A 17443-nucleotide genomic window follows, 5' to 3' on the forward strand; every position below is an offset into this window, starting at 1 on the left:
TCAGGCGGTGAGGTCGAGGAGGATACGCCCCTTGCCGCCCTCCCGAGCCGCCACGACCGCCCTGTCCGCCTCCCGCAAGGGCATCAGCGCTCTTGTCGCCAGGGACGGCGGCGCCTCCAGGAAGAGGTCGAAAAGTTCGGCGAACATGCGGTTCACCCCGTCGGCGCCAAGCGCCGTTTCGGCGGGACGCAGACTGAAGCCGGATATCGACAGGCCGCCGCCAGTCAGGAGCTGCGAACGCACGGCGACGGGCTGGCCGGACAAGTGACCGAAAACGACGATCCGCCCACCTGCTGACACACATTCGGCGAGCCGCCCCGTTGCCTCGCCTGCCACGCAGTCCAGCGCTGCCCGCACCGCCCGGCCGGCTGCTGCATCGCTGACGCTGGCTGCGAGCGCGGGGCCGTCGACGACAGCGTGCGGAAGGGCCGCGTCCGCATTGCGAACCACATCCACGACATGGATGGCCCGCCGCGCTGCCAGCGCCCTGACCCATGCCGCCACGGTCGATCCCGCGGCGTTCTGAACGATGGCGGCGCCGTCCCCGGCGCCTGCATTGTCGAGCAGGAGTCTGGCCGTCGGGGGATTGATGCGCAGCATGGCCGCCTGTTCGTCCGGAATGCCCGCCGGCACAGCTATCAACTGCTCACGGTCCAGGACGCGGTAGCTGGCCCAGTTGCCGCGCGTCAGGGGCAAGACCCTGTCCCCCGGGCGCAAGTCCGACACGGCCGCACCCACCTCCTCGACCCGACCCACGCCTTCCGCGCCGAGTGGCACGGCCGAACCCAGATCGAACGCATATCGGCCGTCAATGGCGAGCAGGTCGGCAGGATTGATCGGCGCGTACAGCATCCGGACCAGTACGTCCCTATCCGACAGCGGGGCAGGCCGGGGCATTTCCACGAGACGGACTCGGCCGCCGCTCCCCGGCAGAACCGCCAGATTGTCCGACATCAATGCTGCCGCCGCTTGCTCGTATTCAGGCGAAATGCCTGCGATAGTCGGGGATCTTCATGGGTTCAGGCATCGGGACAACATTGGACGCGTCCGCATCTCTGCCTTCTTCCTCGGCATGGAGCCTGGAAATTTCCTCGCGACGCTGCATGAGCATCTCGAGTATCTCCTCGCCCCTCTCACAGACGATTACCGAAGGCATCTGCACGCTGATCACGAGGCGGTCAATATGATGACCTCTCGGCAGGAGCACGGCCACGCAGCCGACGCCGTCCTGTCCTTCGTCGATGGTCCAGCCCTGTTCGCGCAGTACCGCCAGTTCGGAAAGCACCTCCGCCACCCGCACATGCTTCTCCTGATCACCCTCTTCCGCGTTCAGTCGGTGGACGGCCGACCGGATATGATCAGTCTGGTAACTGGACAGCAACAACTTGCCCTGCGGCGTATGCAGCAAGGGACGCGTGTCGCCCACATGAGCCTCCACCGAATGATCGGTGTTGCCGTGTATGACGTGCAGATGCTGCACGACATAGTTTGAGGCGGTGGACAGCAGCACTGTTTCGTTGGTGAGCTGTGCAAGCTCATCAATGGCCGACAGCAGCGGCCCGCCACGGAACAGCGACGGTTTCACCCAGGCGCCAAGCAGGGCGACGCGCGCCGTCGGGCTGTAGGTTCGCCGAAAGCGATTGTAATGAAGATAGCCCAGGCGCGTCAGGCAACGCAGCAGCTCGGACGTGCTCGATTGCGGGTAATTCAAGGTGCGCGACATATCCATTACGGTCGCATGGCGGCGATCCTGATCGAAATACTCCAGGATTTCCAGCACCCGATGCGCGGACTTGATGGTTCGGGAAGCGGTGGTGGCCATCGGTGTTCCTCTTCCTAGAGCGGGCTCATGTCCGCTTCACGAGTCGGATCATACCATCACATACGCAACCTGCAACGGTTTTTCGAATTGCATTCGAAAATTCGCACGGCTAGAGACGTCGATGTGGCGAACATGTCGGGGCAAGAGGCAGTGGCTGACAAGGAAATGGCGAAAAACCGAGCGAAAGGCCCGAAGGCGATGGTCCGCGTTCTCGACGTGCTGAATCTTCTGGCGGGCAAGCCGGACGGCATGACGCTGTCCGATCTCAGCACCCTGATGTCGGTCCCCAAGAGCACCTTTCTCGATACCCTGCGCGGCCTGTGCGACATGCACTATCTGGCGCAGGAAGACGGACGATACCGACTGGGCTCGGCCTCCTACCGCTTCGCCACCCGTATCGTCAGCAGCTGGTCCGCGCCGGAGATGATCAGGATCCAGGTTAAGGCGCTGGCGAAGGAAACCGGTGAATCCGTTGGCTTTGCAATTGCCGATTGGGAGATCGGGCAAGCCTTCTACACAGAGGCCGTAAACAGCCGTCAGCCGGTTCGCTACGCCATGCAAGCAGGGCTTCGTGCACCGCTTTATGCCAGCGCAGCGGGGCGGGTCCTGCTGGCCTTTGCGCCGCCGGCGCGAACCGATGCCTATCTAGCCCGCGCGCATCTGAAGCCGTTGACCGGCAGTACGCGGACAAGTCCCGAGGAGATCCGGGAAAATCTGAATGAGATACGGCATCTCGGCTATTGCGCCAGTTTTGGCGAAATGCTGAGCGACACGGCCGCGATCGCGGTGCCGGTCCACGGTCCCGATGGAAAGACGGTTGGGGCCATGATGGTGGCCGCGCCGCTCGGCAGGATGGAGGCCAATTTCGACCGCTTTCTGCAAGCGATACGCCATGCCGGGCAGATGGCGTCGGCAGGTTAGCGCGTGGTTCGCCCGTGACCGACGCCGTCGGCCACAGGCAACAACCATTCACCGCGGGTCAGGCGGGCAGGCCCATGAAGCGCATCCCGTTTTCATACATGATCTTGCGCGTATCCTCCCCGGACAAGCCACGACATGCCTCGGCTGCGAAATGGCGCGGTTCCTCGACACCCTCGGCATGGGGATAGTCGGACCCCATCAGCACCCAGTCGGCATTGCCGACCTGGTCGACAATCGATTTGAGATCATCCTCGGGATAAGCGACGACCGCTACATTGCGGGCGAAAATGCGGCTCGGCCGATCCTTCAACTGGCCTGCGGGCCAATAGCCGTTCTTGGCGATACCCCGGCACTTGTCCATCTTGGTCAGCATGGCCGGCACCCATTCCGACCCGTTTTCGGCGGACAGCAGCTTCACATTCGGGAAACGCTCGAAGAAGTTCCAGAAGATGAAGCTCGACAGCGTTTCGATGACCGGCCGTTCCGAATAGCCGTGCATCCAGACAAAGGCGGACTGGCGGATGCGGGACTGCTGCATCGGTTCGCCCCACAGCGCCATGTGCTGCTTCATGTAGATGGCCTCTGACACATGGAAGACCACGCGAATGCCCGCTTCGTTGGCGATCGCCCAGAAGGGATCATGATCTGTGTGTGCGGGCGCCTTGTTGTTATAAGGACCCATCGGCATCAGAATGAGCTTGGCGCCCTTCTCGATCACGCCCTTCAATTGCTTGCAGGCTTCCTCCACATTGTCGAGCGTGATGACCGGGCAGGAGAAGATCCGGTCGTTATAATTGTACTTCCACTGATCGTACATCCACGCGTTATAGGCATTCAGCACCGGATAGGAATATTTCGGATCGTCGAGGAAGCTGATCGCGGTAATCATGTTTCCGAGGAACAGGATCGATGAGCGGACGTCCCAGGCATCCAGCTTCTTCACGCGGGCCTGCGGCTCGAGCATATCGGCGGTCTTGGGGACGTGCAGGTCGATCTCGGCCTTGCCCTCCTTCATCGCGCGCAGCCACTCGTGGAGCTTGCCCGGAGCAGGCACGCGGCCATCCTCGAACAAGTGGTCGGCGCTGATCTCCACCTTGCGCGGGCCGACATACATGGCGAAATCGCCATCCTCGCCCGTGCGGAAGGTAACGCCATATTTCTCCGCCGCGTCCTTCGGCAGATACTTGGTCCACGCTTCGTCCGTTTCCCAGAAATGGGTGTCTGCATCGAACATAGGACCGGAATAAAGCGGTGGCCTGGACGCTGTGTCGACCTGCGCTGACATCGAAATACTCCTTCATGGAAGCCGAAAGACGAAACGCAGGCAGGATGTCCCGTCGCCCGATCTTCAGTGCCTGACAAGTCGCGATATAATCGCGCAAGCGGGTCGAGTGCACGCCCTGCGCCCCGCCCCATCGTCTATGTGATGGGCCCTGGCCGTGCCATCAGATGACCGATGAGTCCCGCCGTTGTACGCGTGGGCGCCTTCCCCGATTGACGCTTGCTCGTCATCCCTCATACGCCTTCGGGATCACGCACATGCATTGGAGAATGATATGGCGAAGCTGGACGAAAAGCAGGAATCGGGCGTCGCCTTCATCACGGGCGTCATGGGCGACACCTTCGGGTCAGCGTTCCGGAACGGCGCGACCGGGGACGGCTTCGCATCCGATATCACCCGCATGGCCGCCAGCTGGGCGTTTCATGACGCCTGGCAGCAGAGCGGCATCAATCGCAAGGAAAAGAGCATTGCGGTCATCTCGGCGTTGATCGCGACGCGTCAGAGCCTCGAACTCAAGAATCATGTGAAGATCGGTATCGCCAATGGCCTCACCGTGGCCGAATTGGAAGGGCTGCTCATCCAATTGACGCCCTATGTCGGCTTTCCCTGCATCGCGTCCGCCACGACGGCCGTGATCGAAGCCATGCGGGAGGCCGGTGTCTCCCCCGAAGGCATTGAAACTTCGGAAGAGCGCGGGCTTCTCTGACCTTGAGGACAGGATGACCGGCATGGCGAGCCCGCATTTCTCGGGGCTGGACATTACACTGGACCACACGCTGCCCGAAGTGATCGGGCACGTCGCGGCGCGTTACGGCGACAGGCCCTATATTGTCGGCGAGGACGGCAGTTCGATCAGCTTTGCGGATTTCGCGAAGCGGGTTCGCACGCTTGCCCGTGCGCTTGTCGCGCGCGGCGTGGACCATGGCGACCGCGTCGCGATATGGGCGCCCAACAGCCCCGAATGGATCGTCGCGGCCTGCGCCATCGAAAGCATCGGCGCGATCATGGTGCCCATCAACACCCGCTTCAAGGGCGGTGAGGCGCGGTTCGTGCTGGACCGGACGCGGGCGCGCATCCTGTTCACCGTCGGCCGATTCCTCGGCACCGACTATGCGGAATTGCTGCGCGCGGCCGGTGGGGGCGCTGGCGACGACGGACCGGTGCGCGATCTTCCGGCCCTGCGCCATATCGTGCCGCTGGACCCTGCGGGGCTTGGCGAATTCCAACATGATCTCGCGGAGGAGGCCAGCGTGGACGCGCGCATCGCCGCCGTAACCCCGCACGCCATCGCGGACATATTATTCACCAGCGGCACGACCGGCCAGCCCAAGGGCGCCATGCACAATCACGGCCAGGCGCTGTGGATGCCGGCCATCTGGAACGAGTCCAACGACCTGCGCGCTGGCGACCGCATGGCGATCATCAATCCCTTCTTCCACAGTTTCGGCTACCGGTCCGGCTGGGTCTCGGCGCTGATCGCCGGAATCACCACCTATCCGCTCGCGACCTTCGACGCCGGGGCGGTCCTGCGCCTTATCGAACGCGAGCGGATCACGGTGCTGATGGGACCGCCGACGATCTTCTTCTCGTTGATGGAACATCCCGCATTCGGGACGTTCGATCTTTCCTCGCTGCGCGTCGGCCACACCGGTGCATCGAACGTGCCCGTCGACCTGATCCGTGCGGGGCGCGAGGTCTTTGGCTTCGATACATTCCTGACCAGCTTCGGGCAAACCGAGTGCACGGCGCTCGCGACGGTGAACTATCCCGACGCCAGCTTCGAGACGATCGCGCGGACGGTCGGCCGTCCGCTGCCCGGCGTCGAGCTCAAGATCGTCGATGCGGACGGAAACGCGGTGGCGCAGGGGGAAAGCGGCGAATTGCTGATCCGCGGCCCGAACGTCATGCAGGGCTATTTCGAGGAGCCTGAGCAAACTGCCGCCGCCATCGACGCCGATGGCTGGCTGCACAGCGGCGATGTCGGCTGCATCGACGAGAATGGAAACCTGCGCATACTCGACCGGCTGAAGGATGTCGTGATCGTCGGCGGCTTCAACGCCTATCCCGCGGAAATCGAGAACATCCTGCGCAAGCATCCGGCCATTGCCGATGTCAGCATTCTCGCCTGGCCGGACGAGCGAATGGGAGAGGTGTGCGCCGCATGCGTCATCCTGAAGCCGGGCGCCGCGCTGACCCTTGCGGAGCTGACCGACTGGAGCCGCGAGCAGATGGCCAATTACAAGGTGCCGCGCCAGCTGTTCCTGGTCAGCGAATTCCCCCGCACGCCCCTGGGCAAGGTTCAGAAGTTCGTGCTCCGCGATCAGGTGAAAGCCCGCACCGGATAGTGCGGGGGCATTCGCTTCGCCTCAGGGCAGCAATGACCTGAGATCGTGGTCCAGCGCCGCTTGCGAAAAGCGCGCCGCATAAGCGGTGTTGACCGATTCCGTCTGGAAGCGGACTTCATTGGTCAGGAAGATGAACAGGCCCCATGCGATCGACCGGCGATAGTCGAGCCAGGCCGCCTCTTCGTCCAGCGCCGGCCCGCCATGATTCCTCAGCGCCGCCAGATAAATGCGGAGCAGTTCCCTTTCCCAGTTCGCCCGGTCCGCCAGATCGGCGGCGCAGACGATATGATAGGACACCTCGTGATGCCATGCGGTGCGCGCCACTTGCGCATCGAAATATCCCGGCGTGCCGTCCTCCGATATGTAGAGATTGCCGAGATGGGTGTCGCCATGGATCAGGCATCGCGGCTGGGCGGCCTGGATGTTCCCGATCGCGATCAGGGCCCGTTCCATCCACTCCCCGTCATGGAAGCGCACGGACACGGCCGCGCCGCGCGGGGACGCCATATAGTGCGCCCACACCTCCGGCACGAGGTAGCGGCGCATATATTCCAGACCCCAATGCTCGAACCGGCTGTGGATGTCGGCCCAGCGTCCCCCCGGCTCGAAATGCGGCGATTGCCAGGTCGCAGAATGATAGGCCGCCATCGTGTCCATGCGGCGTGCGATCGCCTCGAAGCTCTGCGGCCGCAGCGCATCGCAAAACTCCACGCCGGGTCGGCGCAAGTCCTCCATGATGACAATCGACTGGTGCGATCCAGGGTCCGAACCGGCATAAAAGCATTGCGGTGACGGCATGGGGATCAGCCGCTGTACGTCAGCGTAGAAGCGCGCCTCATTGGCGTACATCGCCGCCATTTTCGGGCTGTGCTCCTCAAAGCCGCCCTTGACGATCAGGGTGTCGCCGATCGCCGACGCGCCCTCGCCCTCGGCACACAGCCCGACGCGGATCTTTGTTGAAGTGCCGAGCATCACGTCGCGGATCTCGGCATGCGTTACGGTCACACCCGGCAGGGTCTGTCGCAGTGCGCGCGTCAGCCAGTCGGCGTCGATCGCCTCGGTCGTGACCGGCAATGGAAGGGCGTCCGCATAGGGCAACTGCTCATTCCTCTCCGGCATCATGTCCGCCGGCTCACAGGCGGACAAAGCCGGAGGCGCTATCCTGCACCCCCGGCTTCCCCTTTTATCAATCCTGCGGCCTGATCAGAACTTGTATCCGACCTCGATACCGTAAGTCCGCGGCTCACCATAGACGCTGTTCTGGAAGCCCAGCCCCTCGGCAATCAGACCGAGCACGCCGATGCGGTATGTCTCGTCCAGTGCATTGTTCACGAAAGCTGCGACCGAAGCGCCCGTGCCGCCGACGTTATTGAGTTCGGCTCGCAGGTTGACCAGCGAATATGCCGGCTGCTTGCCCTGAAGCTCGAAGTCATCGAGGTAGATCTTGCTGCGCCAGGTGTAGTTGGCAATGACGTTGAGTTTCCCGACATCCTCGCTGATCGGGGGGGATATGATGGCGGTGGCGCCAAGCTGATGCCTGGGCGTACCGCGCTGCGCAATTTCAGGCAGGCCGATGGTCGAAGTCACCGCGCCTTCGAGAATCTTGACCTTGGTGTACGAATAGAAGCCGGTCAGCGAGAACGTGTCGGTATTGAACGTCGCTTCGAACTCACCGCCGATGTTACGCTGCTTGGCGGTGTTGTCGACGACCGTGAAGACGTTTCCGTCCACGAATGTCGCCCGCTGCTTCTGCACATCGCTGCCGTCCTGGCGGAACAGCGCGGTGCTGGTCGTGAGACGGCCGGCGCCCAGCGGCGTGTCCGTCTTCATGCCGATTTCGTATTCGTCGACGAATTCGGGAAGGAACGGGCGCAGCGTGACGAAGTTGGTCGCACGCGTGGAAAATCCGCCGGCACGAAAACCGTGGCGGTACGAAGCATAGAGCGTGACCGCGTCGCTCGGCTCGTACTGGATCGTCGCGTCGTAGGTCCATTCCTTGAACGTCTTCTGGTTGGTGAAGAAGCATTCGTCGAACGGCACTGTCTGGAGACCGGCGGTCGCGGTGTCGGTGTCGAAACTGCAGAGACCGACGCTGCCGTCGGCATTCACGAAGTTGGGCCGCGACGGCGAGACGGTGATCTTGCGCTTGTCGTAGTTGTAGCGAAGGCCGCCGGACAAGCTCAACTGGTCGGTAACCTTAAAGGTGCCGGCGATGAAGCCGGCGGCGGTACGGGAATAGCCGCGTCCCGGATTGGCCGTCACGAACAGCGTCGCGTCGGTCGTGCGGGCATTAAGGCCGGCCCCGATGATATTCAGTTCTGGCAGGGTATTGGCACGCGAGCCGTCGATGCCCTTTTCCTCGAAGTAGTAGGCGCCCAGGATCAGGTCGAGGCGGTTATCGAACGCCTTGGCCTGAAGCTGCAGTTCCTCGCTGATGTTGCGAGTCCGGGCAAACTGGTACGGCGCGATCAGGAATGCGGGAATGCCGTCATAGTCCTGAACGATGTCGCGGCGCTGCTTGCGATAGCCGAAGATGTTCTTCAGCGTGAGCGTATCGCTCAGTTGCCAGGTCGTCTTGTTGGTGATGCCCCAGTTCTTGATCTTCTCAAAAGGCAGTCCGAACACGTCGAGGTTGCTGCCGTTGCCCGATCCCGAATTCAGGGTGAAGCGGCGATCGCGGAAGAGCTGCTGCGCTTCGGCAAACTGTGCCGGGATATTGGTGTCGATCAGGCCGAAGGAGCGCAACGTCTCGTAATTCGAGAGGAGCGACGGAAAGACGGCGGTCGTCAGGAACGAGGCAGTGCCGTTCTCGCTCGACTTGAACCAGTCGAATACGGTCAGGCTCTGGATGTCAGGCGTAGGCTCGAACAGCGCCGATACGCGGAAGGCGTCGTAGTTCTGGTTGTCCAGATCGAGGCCGGAACCGACATCGTGGGCCCAACCGTCGCGTTCGCGCGTCTTTCCGGCCAGGCGAAAGGCGAGCATGTCGCCCGCCGGGATGTTCACCGAGCCGGTGATGTCGTGCATGTCATAGTTGCCGTACTGGGCCCGGATCTCACCCGAAAACACGCCCATCTCAGGGTGGCGCGGCTCGACCAGAACGGCGCCGCCGGTCATGTTCCGGCCGAACAGCGTGCCCTGCACGCCCTTGAGTACCTGCACCGATTCCAGGTCGAACAGCGTATTGCCGAAGCCGTAAGGGCGCGGCTGGACGACTTCCGCGAAATAGGTGCCAACCGGCGGATCGGTGAACAACTGGGTTTCCTGCGTGCGCTGACCGCGAATCGCGAAGGCCACCGTATTGCGCTGGCTCTGCGCGCTGGTGATGGAGAGTGACGGCGTCCGATATTGCAGCCCCTGGACATCGGTCACGCCGGCCTGCTGAAGCTGGTCGCCGCTGAGCGCGGACACGGAGATCGGCACGTCCTGAAGCACTTCGTCGCGGCGGCGGGCCGTCACGATGATTTCGGCGACCGAGTTCGCTACTGTAGCCCGCGAGGCGGTATCGTCCGCCGTTGTTTGGGCCGCGGCCGGGAATGCGACCAGCAAGGATGTGCAAGATGTGGCCAGCAAACGTCGATACGTCATGGTACTCCCCTTACCTTTGTTATGCGTTCTGATGTTATGTGTATTAAACGCTTCAAGCCAGCGGTGCGCTGACTATTCCGGCATAAACCTACCGGTATTTTACCTTCACGACCAAGGCGTTCAGGGCCACATTGACACTTGATCAGATACGCGATGGCTGCGGCTACTGGCGATCAGATAAGCGATGCCTGCCGCTGCTGGCCGATCACGCCTATTGGAAGAAATCCCGGGATTTTTATCTTGGGATGCACTCAGGCAAAGGCGCCGAGACGGAAACGCCGCGAATAGCCCTTGAAAGCTGTCTCGATCATGTCCCGCGTCAGGCCAAAGGGCTCCATCGCATAATCGTAACGACCATAGCGGTTGGACGCGTTGGACGGGTCCGCCAGCCAGCTCTGCATCCGCCTCGCGAATTCCGGAGTGTAATCAAGACCCCAATGACCATAGGCCCGGCGGACCACATCGACAGGATCGCGCGTCAGCGCGTGGAAATCGACGTGGAAGATCCGCGGATCGTCGACCACCGGGCTTTCCATCGCTTCGGCCACCGATGCGGCGATACTCTGCACAAAGGCGGGACCGAGCGCCTTGAAATCCATCTGCCAGTTAGTGATGCCGCCATAGAGCACCGCGGTGATGGCCAGAGTGGACGGATGCACCTCAACCGGATCCCGGTGCGGCCAGATGCACAGGGCGTCGGGATAAGCCTCGAACAATTCCTTGAGCGCGAACTGATGGTAGATGCCTTTCACCACCCAGTGGCGGGGTTCCTGATTCCATTGAAGATGCTGCAGGAATTCACGGTGGAACCGATAGGCGTCTGCAATATTGCTCGCGTCCAGGATCATCGCCAGCGCGGGAAGGTTGTAGAGCAGCGACGGATAGGCGTTCTGGAAATCCAGCGTGAAGATCTCCTCGCACTCGATCGGGCAATAGCCGCGCTTGTCCCAATATGGATGGAGCGTCAGCAGGCCGGGCGCGATCCTGATCAGCTCGTCCAGCTCCCTGGCCGCATATTCGATGCGCTCGGCCATGACCGGTACTTCGCCGGGCGGCGGGCTTGGCTCGTGCGTGTGCCACCACAGCGGTGCGCGGGCGTTCGGATCCTCGGCCATCAGCGAATGGATCAGCGTCGTTCCCGTCCGCGCGAAACCGATAACGAAAATGGGCCGCTCGATCTTTTCTTGCGCGATACCGATTATGCGCTTGCGATCGGCGCCCAACCGGAGGCGGGTGGCCAGGATCTTGCGCAACTGACGCTCCGCCGCATGCTTCTGGTCCGCGCGCAGCGGCGGCTGTTCATTCAGCCAGTCGACGAACCGGCTCAGCCTCCCCGCGAGAGCCGGATCGACGGGATCGAAATTGCCCGCGACGATCTGCGCGGTTTGCACCAGCGCCGAGGCGTCGATGCGCCCTACCTCCTCGGCGACGGCCTCGACCGGACCCGATCTGCTTCGCATGACATTCCCTCCACAGACGGCAGCATCCACGCGCCCTTGTCAGCCGGCGCGGCGATCCGGCGATCAGGCCAACACGCTCCCCCCGAAACGCTCAAGATGCGCGGCGAGGTCGCCAAAATGCTTTTCCAGGCACATCAGCCGCCGGAAATAATGACCGATGGCGTATTCATCGGTCAGGCCATAACCGCCATGGACCTGGATGCCATTGCGCGAGACGAGCTGGCTTGCATCGCCGATCACGATCCGCGCGGCGGACAAGGCGGCGGCGCGGCGCGCCTCCGGCTGGTCCGCATTGGCGAGCGCATGATAGAGCATCGAGCGCGCCTGATGCGCCGCAACGAACATATCCGCCAGGATGTGCTGGATCGCCTGGAACGATCCGATGACCACCCCGAACTGCTTGCGTTCCTGCACATAGCTGCCGCAGATCTTGACTGCAGCCTCCATCGCGCCGACGGCCTGCGCCATGAAGGCGATCGAAGCGCGGTCAACCGCCTCCCGCAGCACCGCAAGAGCGTGGTTGCCGCCAACAAGCAGCGCATCGGCAGGCAGTGCAACGCCGTTGAAAGCGATGTCGGCGGCGCGTGTACTGTCGAGCAGCGGATAGGCCGTGACCGCAACCCCGTCATGGCCGGAGGGGACGAGGAACAGACCGATGCCCTCCTCTCCCTCGATCCGGGCGGAGACGATAAGCTGGTTCGCGCTCGGCGCATCCAGAGCCATGATCTTTCCGCCATCGAGGACGAACCCGCCCCCCCTCGCCCGTGCCGTCATGGCGACACCATCGAGCGACAGCGGATCGGCGCCATTCTCCTGGTGGGCCAGCGCGATGCGGAGCGTGCCCGCCGCGATCGAGCCTAGCGCTTCCATGGCTCCCGCCTCGCCCGCTGATTGCTCCAGTATATGGCCCGCCAGCACGACGGTGCTGACATAGGGCTCCGTCGCCAAGGCCTGGCCGAGCGCGATGTTCAGGAGCGCGACATCCTCGATCGTGCCGCTTAGCCCGCCCGCCTCCTCGGGAACAGGCAGGGCCAGCCAGCCCAGTTCCGCGAATTGCGCCCAGCGCACTTCGGCGAAACCGAGGGGGCTACGATGCTGTTCGCGCCAATATTCGACGCCGGAGCTGTCCGACAACAGGCGCTCGGCACTGTCGAGCAGCATCGTCTGTATATCTGACTTCGCGAAATCCATTGCGCTTCTCAGCCCCTCAAAGCCCGAATGCCAGTTTGGCGAGGATATTCTTCTGGACCTGCTTGGTGCCGCCATAAATGGTCGCGGCGCGGGCGATGAGGGCGACTGCGGTTCGTCCCGGCACATAATCGGGCCATGCCTCGCTGGGGGGTGGTGCCACGGGTGACGCCTCGTAGAAGCGAAGCGCCTTTTCGCCCAGCGCATCGACCTGGAGCATGGTGATCTCCTGCTGGAGTTCCGAGCCCCGGATCTTCAGCACGGAGGCGGCGGCCGCCTCCGGCGTATCTGTCTCCTCATGCGCGAGCACGCGCAGCACCGACCATTCGAGCGCGAGCAGGTCCGCCTCCGCCCGCGCGAACCGCGCGCGGAAGGCCGGATCGTCAGCGACGCGGCGCCCTCCGCGGCTTTCACCCCGCGCGATCTCCTTGGCGCGGTCCAGCTCCCGCTTGCTCCAGTAGATGAAACTGGACGTGGTGCGCTCATGCTCCAGCAGGAACTTGGCATAGGTCCATCCCATGCCCGGCTCGCCGATCAGTTGCCCGGCGGGCACTTCGACATTGTCGAGGAACACCTCGCACAGATGGGTATCGCCGTTGATCTGGGGAATTTGCCGCACCGTGACGCCCGGCGAATCCATCTTGACGATAAGGAACGAGATGCCCAGCTGCGGTTTCACCGTCTTGTCGGTTCGCACCAGGAAAAAGCCCCAGTCGCAATGCGATGCCCCGCTGGTCCAGATTTTCTGGCCGTTGACGATATACTTGTCGCCGACCAGTTCCGCGGAGGTGCGCAGCGATGCAAGATCGGAACCGGAGCCCGGCTCCGAAAAGCCCTGCGCCCAGTTGGTCGCGCCTTCGCGGATCATCGGCAGGAAGCGGTCCTGCAATTCGTCGGACCCGTAAGTGTAAAGCACCGGCCCCAGCATATGGGTGCCGCCCCAGTCGAATTCCGGCGCGTCGGCCGCGTACAGTTCCTCGCTGAAGATGAAGATCTGCATCGGCGACCAGCCGCAACCACCGAACTCCACCGGCCAGTGCGGCACCGACCGGCCGTGGCGATAGAGGATGCGCATCCACTCGTTCTGGTCCGGCACGGTCGCGTTGTTGAGCACCTTGGTCCGCTGGCGCTCCTTTATTTCGGGCGGCAGAACATCGTTGATGAACGTGCGAATTTCCTGGCGGAAACTCTCCAGTTCAGGATCGAGGCGCAATTCCATGACGATATCTCAAATTGTTTGCGAACCCCTGCAATGACGCGGGCCAATAGCGCGCGCAAGCGGAGGCGCGGCACCCATCACTAATACGATGGAATGGGCCGCGTGTTTGACAAACATTGCCCGCCGGATAGCCACGACGCCATGCAACGCGCATCCTCAAGCCTGATCTGGATATCGGGAGCGACGGAAGGCATCGGCCTCGGGCTGGCGCGCAATGTCCCTTATGACGATGCCCGCGTGATCAATCTCTCGCGCCGGCAACATCCCGACTATGACACCCATATTCTGGATCTCGCCGATCCCGGCAGTTGGGCCGGGACGCAGGCGCATTTCGCGGAAACGATGCGCGATTTTTCCGGAAAACGCGTCGTCTTTATCCAGAATGCGCATCTCAAGGGCCTGACAGGCTTTGCGGGCGAAGTTCCTCCCGACGATTACGCGCGCGACATCCTGGCCAATGTCGCCGCGCCGCTGCGGCTCGGCGAGATGTTCCTGCGCGCGGTACTGGAAAGCGGATATGCCGGGGAGGCTGGGCTCGTGATGATGTCGTCCGCGTCCGCCCGCTCACCCTATGAAGGGCAGTCGGTCTATTGCGCAGGCAAGGCGGCGCTGGAAATGTGGGTCCGGGTGATCCGGCGCGAACTGGCGGCGCGCGGACGCTCCGGCATCTGGGTCACGGCAGTACGGCCGGGCTTCGTGGACACCGGCCTGATCCGCCATGTCGCCGCCATGCTGGACGCCGACTATCCGGTCGCCGCGGCCATGCGGCGACAAATGGCAGAGGGCCGGGACGTGCTGGACATCGACACGGCCGCACAGCAGATCTGGGCCGCCCTGCCGCCCTCGCAATCGCTGCTGCTGTTCGGCGAACAAGTCCAGGTCGACCGTTCCGGGAAGAGCGCATAGGCCGGCTACCCGGCCGGGGCCATGCAACCGTCAGCGCGCATCGGCCAGAACCATGTCGGCGCCCTTTTCGGCGATCATCATCGTCGCCGCATTGGTGTTGCCGGACACGACGTTCGGCATGACCGAGGCGTCGATCACGCGCAGCCCCTCGACACCGTTGACCTTGAGGGCGCCCGACACCACCGCGTCCTCCTCCACACCCATGGCGCAAGTGCTGGTCTGGTGATAGCCGGTCGATCCCGCCGCGCGGCAGAAGGCGAGCAGCTCCGCATCGCTCTGCATCGCCGCGCCGGGGGTCAGCTCATGATCGAAATAAGGGGCGAGCGCCGGGCTGGCCATCACCCTGCGCGCCCAGCGCAGCGATGAAATCTGCGCGCGCTGGTCCGCCTCCGCTGATAGGAAATTGGGCCGGATCGACGGGGCATCCCGGAAATCGGCGGACCGGATATGGATGGTGCCGCGCGACTGCGGCCGCATGACATAGCCGCCGATGGTCATGCCCGGCTGGCGTTCCATAGTCATCGCACCATTAATCGCCAGCGCCTCGAAATCCACAGTCGCCGGGCTTGCGAAGAACTGCAGGTCTGGCAGGTCGAGAGCAGGGTCGGATTTGAGGAAGGCCGTCAGGTTGGACCCGCACGAGGCGAGCAGACCCGAGCGGGTGAAGGCATAGCGGATCACCTGCGCGACGAGGCTCATGCCGTGGGACATCTCGTTCATGCTGGACGTGCCGGGCTTGAGCCGCGCCCGAACCATGCAGGCGAAATGGTCCTGGAGATTCTCGCCGACGCGCGGCCGGTTCGCCATCACGGGGATGCCCAGCGAGCGCAGCCGTTCGCCGTTGCCCACGCCTGAAAGCTCGAGCAACTGGGGAGAATTGATTGTCCCGCCCGACAGGATGACCTCACGCCGGGCGCGCACCTGCCGCCGCTCATGGCCGACATGGTATTCGACGCCGACGGCCTTGCCGCCTTCGAACAGCACGCGCGAGGCATGGGCTCCGGTGACAACGCGGAGATTGGGGCGGCCCATGGCGGGATGCAGATAAGCGACCGCCGCGGAGACGCGGAGGCCCTTCAGGGTGGTGGCCCGCAGCCGGGACACACCCTCCCGCGTCGTTCCGTTCAGATCCGCGCTTACCGGCGCGCCAGCCTCCTCGAACGCGCGGACCATCAGGTCCAGCATCGGATGCTGCACGGATATATCGCTGACATGGAGCGGCCCGCAGTCCTGATCGGCCGGCGCGCTTTCGCCGGCGCGGCGCTCGATGCGCCGGAAATTGAGTTCCGCGTCGTCCCAGCCCCAGCCGACCAGACCGCGCTGGCGCCAGCCGTCATAATCCTCCGGCAGGCCGCGCACCCACAGCAGGCCGTTGATCGAGGAGGAGCCGCCCAGCACCTTGCCGCGCGGAAAGAAATGCTGCCGCCCATCCGTGCCCGGATCGGGTTCGGTCATATAGTTCCAGTTGACGCGCGGGTCCTTCAGCATCTTGGTGAAGCCCGCCGGAATATGAATGTTGAGCGTGCTGAGCGCCTGCGCGGGATTGAGGAGGTGTCGGGTCGGCCGGTCGTCGCCGCCCGCCTCCAGCACCACGACCTTGTGGCGGCCATCCGCGCTCAGCCTGTTCGCCAGCACGCAACCTGCGGACCCGGCGCCGATGACGATATAGTCGGCATCCGCTTCCAGGTGCGCTTCCCCCGGCGCGCCGGATTGCACTGCATCGACCATATATCCGCCTCTCCTTGGTGCTGGCGTTGCATAGATGCACAAGCGCGCCGCATCTCAATGGCTTTGTACGACCGATGGGGCGGACATCACTCTTATGATGGCTAGCGAAAAGCCATCGAAATGGCAGCGGTCCCCGCGCTATGTCTGGGGTGCAGAGTTTGGAAGAGGACAGTCATGACGACGCTTTTCTCGCTGGATGGACGTACGGCGATGATCACGGGCGCCTCGCGCGGGCTGGGCCGCGCCATCGCGCTGGGCTTAGCCGAGGCAGGCGCATCGCTGGTCCTGGCCGCACGCGACGCTGGCAGGCTGGAAGAGACCGCGAAGGAGATTCGCGGCAAGGGCGGCAAGGCGCGAACCATCGCCTTCGACCTTGCCGACCTCGCCGCGGTTCAGGCCGCCACAGACCAGCTCAACGCCGAGGGCGTGCCCATCGACATTCTTGTCAACAACGGCGCCATCGGGGGTTGGGGCGCGCTGCACGATTCCACGCTCGACCAGTGGCAGACCATGTTCGATGTCAACGTATCGTCCATGTACCTGCTGTGCCGGGAACTGTCGAAGGGCATGGTCGAGCGCAAATGGGGGCGCATCATCAACTTCGCCTCCTATGTCGCTTTCACCGGCCGCCCCAACCTGTCGGCCTACACCGCCAGCAAACATGCGGTGCAGGGCCTGACCCGCGCGGTTGCAGCCGACCTGGCGCCCCATGGCGTCACCTGCAACGGAATCGCGCCGGGCTTCTTCGACACGGACATGGCCGCGCCGACCGTCGGCCACCCGCAGCGCGCGAAGATCTTCCGCGACGCCATCGCCTTCAACCGCTTTGGCGACCCGGCGGAGATGGTCGGCCCTGTCCAGTTCCTGGCGTCAGAGGCGTCACGCTACATCACCGGCCATATCCTGCCGGTCGATGGCGGCGTCGCCAACATCCTGTCGCTGCCCGTGGTTGTCGAGACCTGATCCTCCGCCGGCCGAATATTT

General features: G+C 63.4%; 14 protein-coding genes. 5 read left to right on the plus strand and 9 right to left on the minus strand.

The window, feature by feature from the left end:
* Both IEX32_RS11155 and IEX32_RS11160 read right to left on the minus strand, forming a co-directional pair.
* On the minus strand, nt 1-954 hold the full coding sequence (locus tag IEX32_RS11155; RefSeq protein ID WP_188771499.1) for an MDR family NADPH-dependent oxidoreductase: 954 nt from the start codon (nt 952-954) through the stop codon (nt 1-3).
* A gap of 25 nt (nt 955-979) precedes the next feature.
* The gene (locus IEX32_RS11160; RefSeq protein ID WP_188771501.1) at nt 980-1822 is read right to left on the minus strand and encodes an IclR family transcriptional regulator; all 843 of its coding nucleotides are present in this window, start codon (nt 1820-1822) and stop codon (nt 980-982) included.
* Between the two features lie 198 nt (nt 1823-2020).
* Here IEX32_RS11160 and IEX32_RS11165 point away from each other — a divergent pair, with 198 nt between their 5' ends.
* Nucleotides 2021-2743, plus strand: coding sequence for an IclR family transcriptional regulator (locus tag IEX32_RS11165; RefSeq protein WP_229736323.1), 723 nt, complete (start codon nt 2021-2023; stop codon nt 2741-2743).
* Between the two features lie 58 nt (nt 2744-2801).
* Here the strand turns inward: IEX32_RS11165 and IEX32_RS11170 are convergent, their stop codons facing one another.
* The gene (locus tag IEX32_RS11170; RefSeq protein WP_188771503.1) at nt 2802-4028 is read right to left on the minus strand and encodes an amidohydrolase family protein; all 1227 of its coding nucleotides are present in this window, start codon (nt 4026-4028) and stop codon (nt 2802-2804) included.
* A 271-nt stretch (nt 4029-4299) separates the two neighbouring features.
* On the opposite strand from IEX32_RS11170, the gene IEX32_RS11175 reads away from it, so the two are divergent.
* Nucleotides 4300-4731, plus strand: coding sequence for a carboxymuconolactone decarboxylase family protein (locus tag IEX32_RS11175; protein ID WP_188771505.1), 432 nt, complete (start codon nt 4300-4302; stop codon nt 4729-4731).
* 22 nt (nt 4732-4753) lie between these two features.
* Nucleotides 4754-6370: an AMP-binding protein gene (locus tag IEX32_RS11180; protein WP_308421043.1), complete on the plus strand. Its 1617-nt coding sequence runs from the start codon at nt 4754-4756 to the stop codon at nt 6368-6370.
* A 21-nt stretch (nt 6371-6391) separates the two neighbouring features.
* Here the strand turns inward: IEX32_RS11180 and IEX32_RS11185 are convergent, their stop codons facing one another.
* The 5 genes from IEX32_RS11185 to IEX32_RS11205 all read right to left on the minus strand — a co-directional run bounded on the left by IEX32_RS11185 (nt 6392) and on the right by IEX32_RS11205 (nt 13825).
* Nucleotides 6392-7489, minus strand: coding sequence for a phosphotransferase family protein (locus IEX32_RS11185; RefSeq protein ID WP_188771509.1), 1098 nt, complete (start codon nt 7487-7489; stop codon nt 6392-6394).
* An 84-nt stretch (nt 7490-7573) separates the two neighbouring features.
* Nucleotides 7574-9829: a TonB-dependent receptor gene (locus IEX32_RS11190; RefSeq protein WP_229736324.1), complete on the minus strand. Its 2256-nt coding sequence runs from the start codon at nt 9827-9829 to the stop codon at nt 7574-7576.
* 380 nt (nt 9830-10209) lie between these two features.
* Nucleotides 10210-11418 (minus strand): sulfotransferase family protein, encoded by a 1209-nt coding sequence (locus IEX32_RS11195; RefSeq protein WP_188771513.1) that lies wholly within the window; start codon nt 11416-11418, stop codon nt 10210-10212.
* 63 nt (nt 11419-11481) lie between these two features.
* Nucleotides 11482-12609, minus strand: coding sequence for an acyl-CoA dehydrogenase family protein (locus IEX32_RS11200; RefSeq protein ID WP_188771515.1), 1128 nt, complete (start codon nt 12607-12609; stop codon nt 11482-11484).
* 16 nt (nt 12610-12625) lie between these two features.
* A complete protein-coding gene (locus tag IEX32_RS11205) occupies nt 12626-13825 on the minus strand; it encodes an acyl-CoA dehydrogenase family protein (RefSeq protein ID WP_188771517.1) in 1200 nt (399 codons plus the stop codon).
* 141 nt (nt 13826-13966) lie between these two features.
* On the opposite strand from IEX32_RS11205, the gene IEX32_RS11210 reads away from it, so the two are divergent.
* Entirely contained in the window at nt 13967-14731 is a 765-nt protein-coding gene (locus IEX32_RS11210; protein ID WP_188771519.1) for an SDR family NAD(P)-dependent oxidoreductase, read from the plus strand.
* A gap of 30 nt (nt 14732-14761) precedes the next feature.
* Here the strand turns inward: IEX32_RS11210 and IEX32_RS11215 are convergent, their stop codons facing one another.
* The gene (locus IEX32_RS11215) at nt 14762-16459 is read right to left on the minus strand and encodes a GMC family oxidoreductase (protein WP_188771521.1); all 1698 of its coding nucleotides are present in this window, start codon (nt 16457-16459) and stop codon (nt 14762-14764) included.
* Between the two features lie 174 nt (nt 16460-16633).
* On the opposite strand from IEX32_RS11215, the gene IEX32_RS11220 reads away from it, so the two are divergent.
* Entirely contained in the window at nt 16634-17422 is a 789-nt protein-coding gene (locus IEX32_RS11220) for an SDR family NAD(P)-dependent oxidoreductase (protein ID WP_188771523.1), read from the plus strand.
* Nucleotides 17423-17443 lie beyond the last annotated feature (21 nt).

This window comes from Novosphingobium endophyticum (assembly GCF_014640675.1).
GTDB lineage: Bacteria > Pseudomonadota > Alphaproteobacteria > Sphingomonadales > Sphingomonadaceae > Novosphingobium > Novosphingobium endophyticum.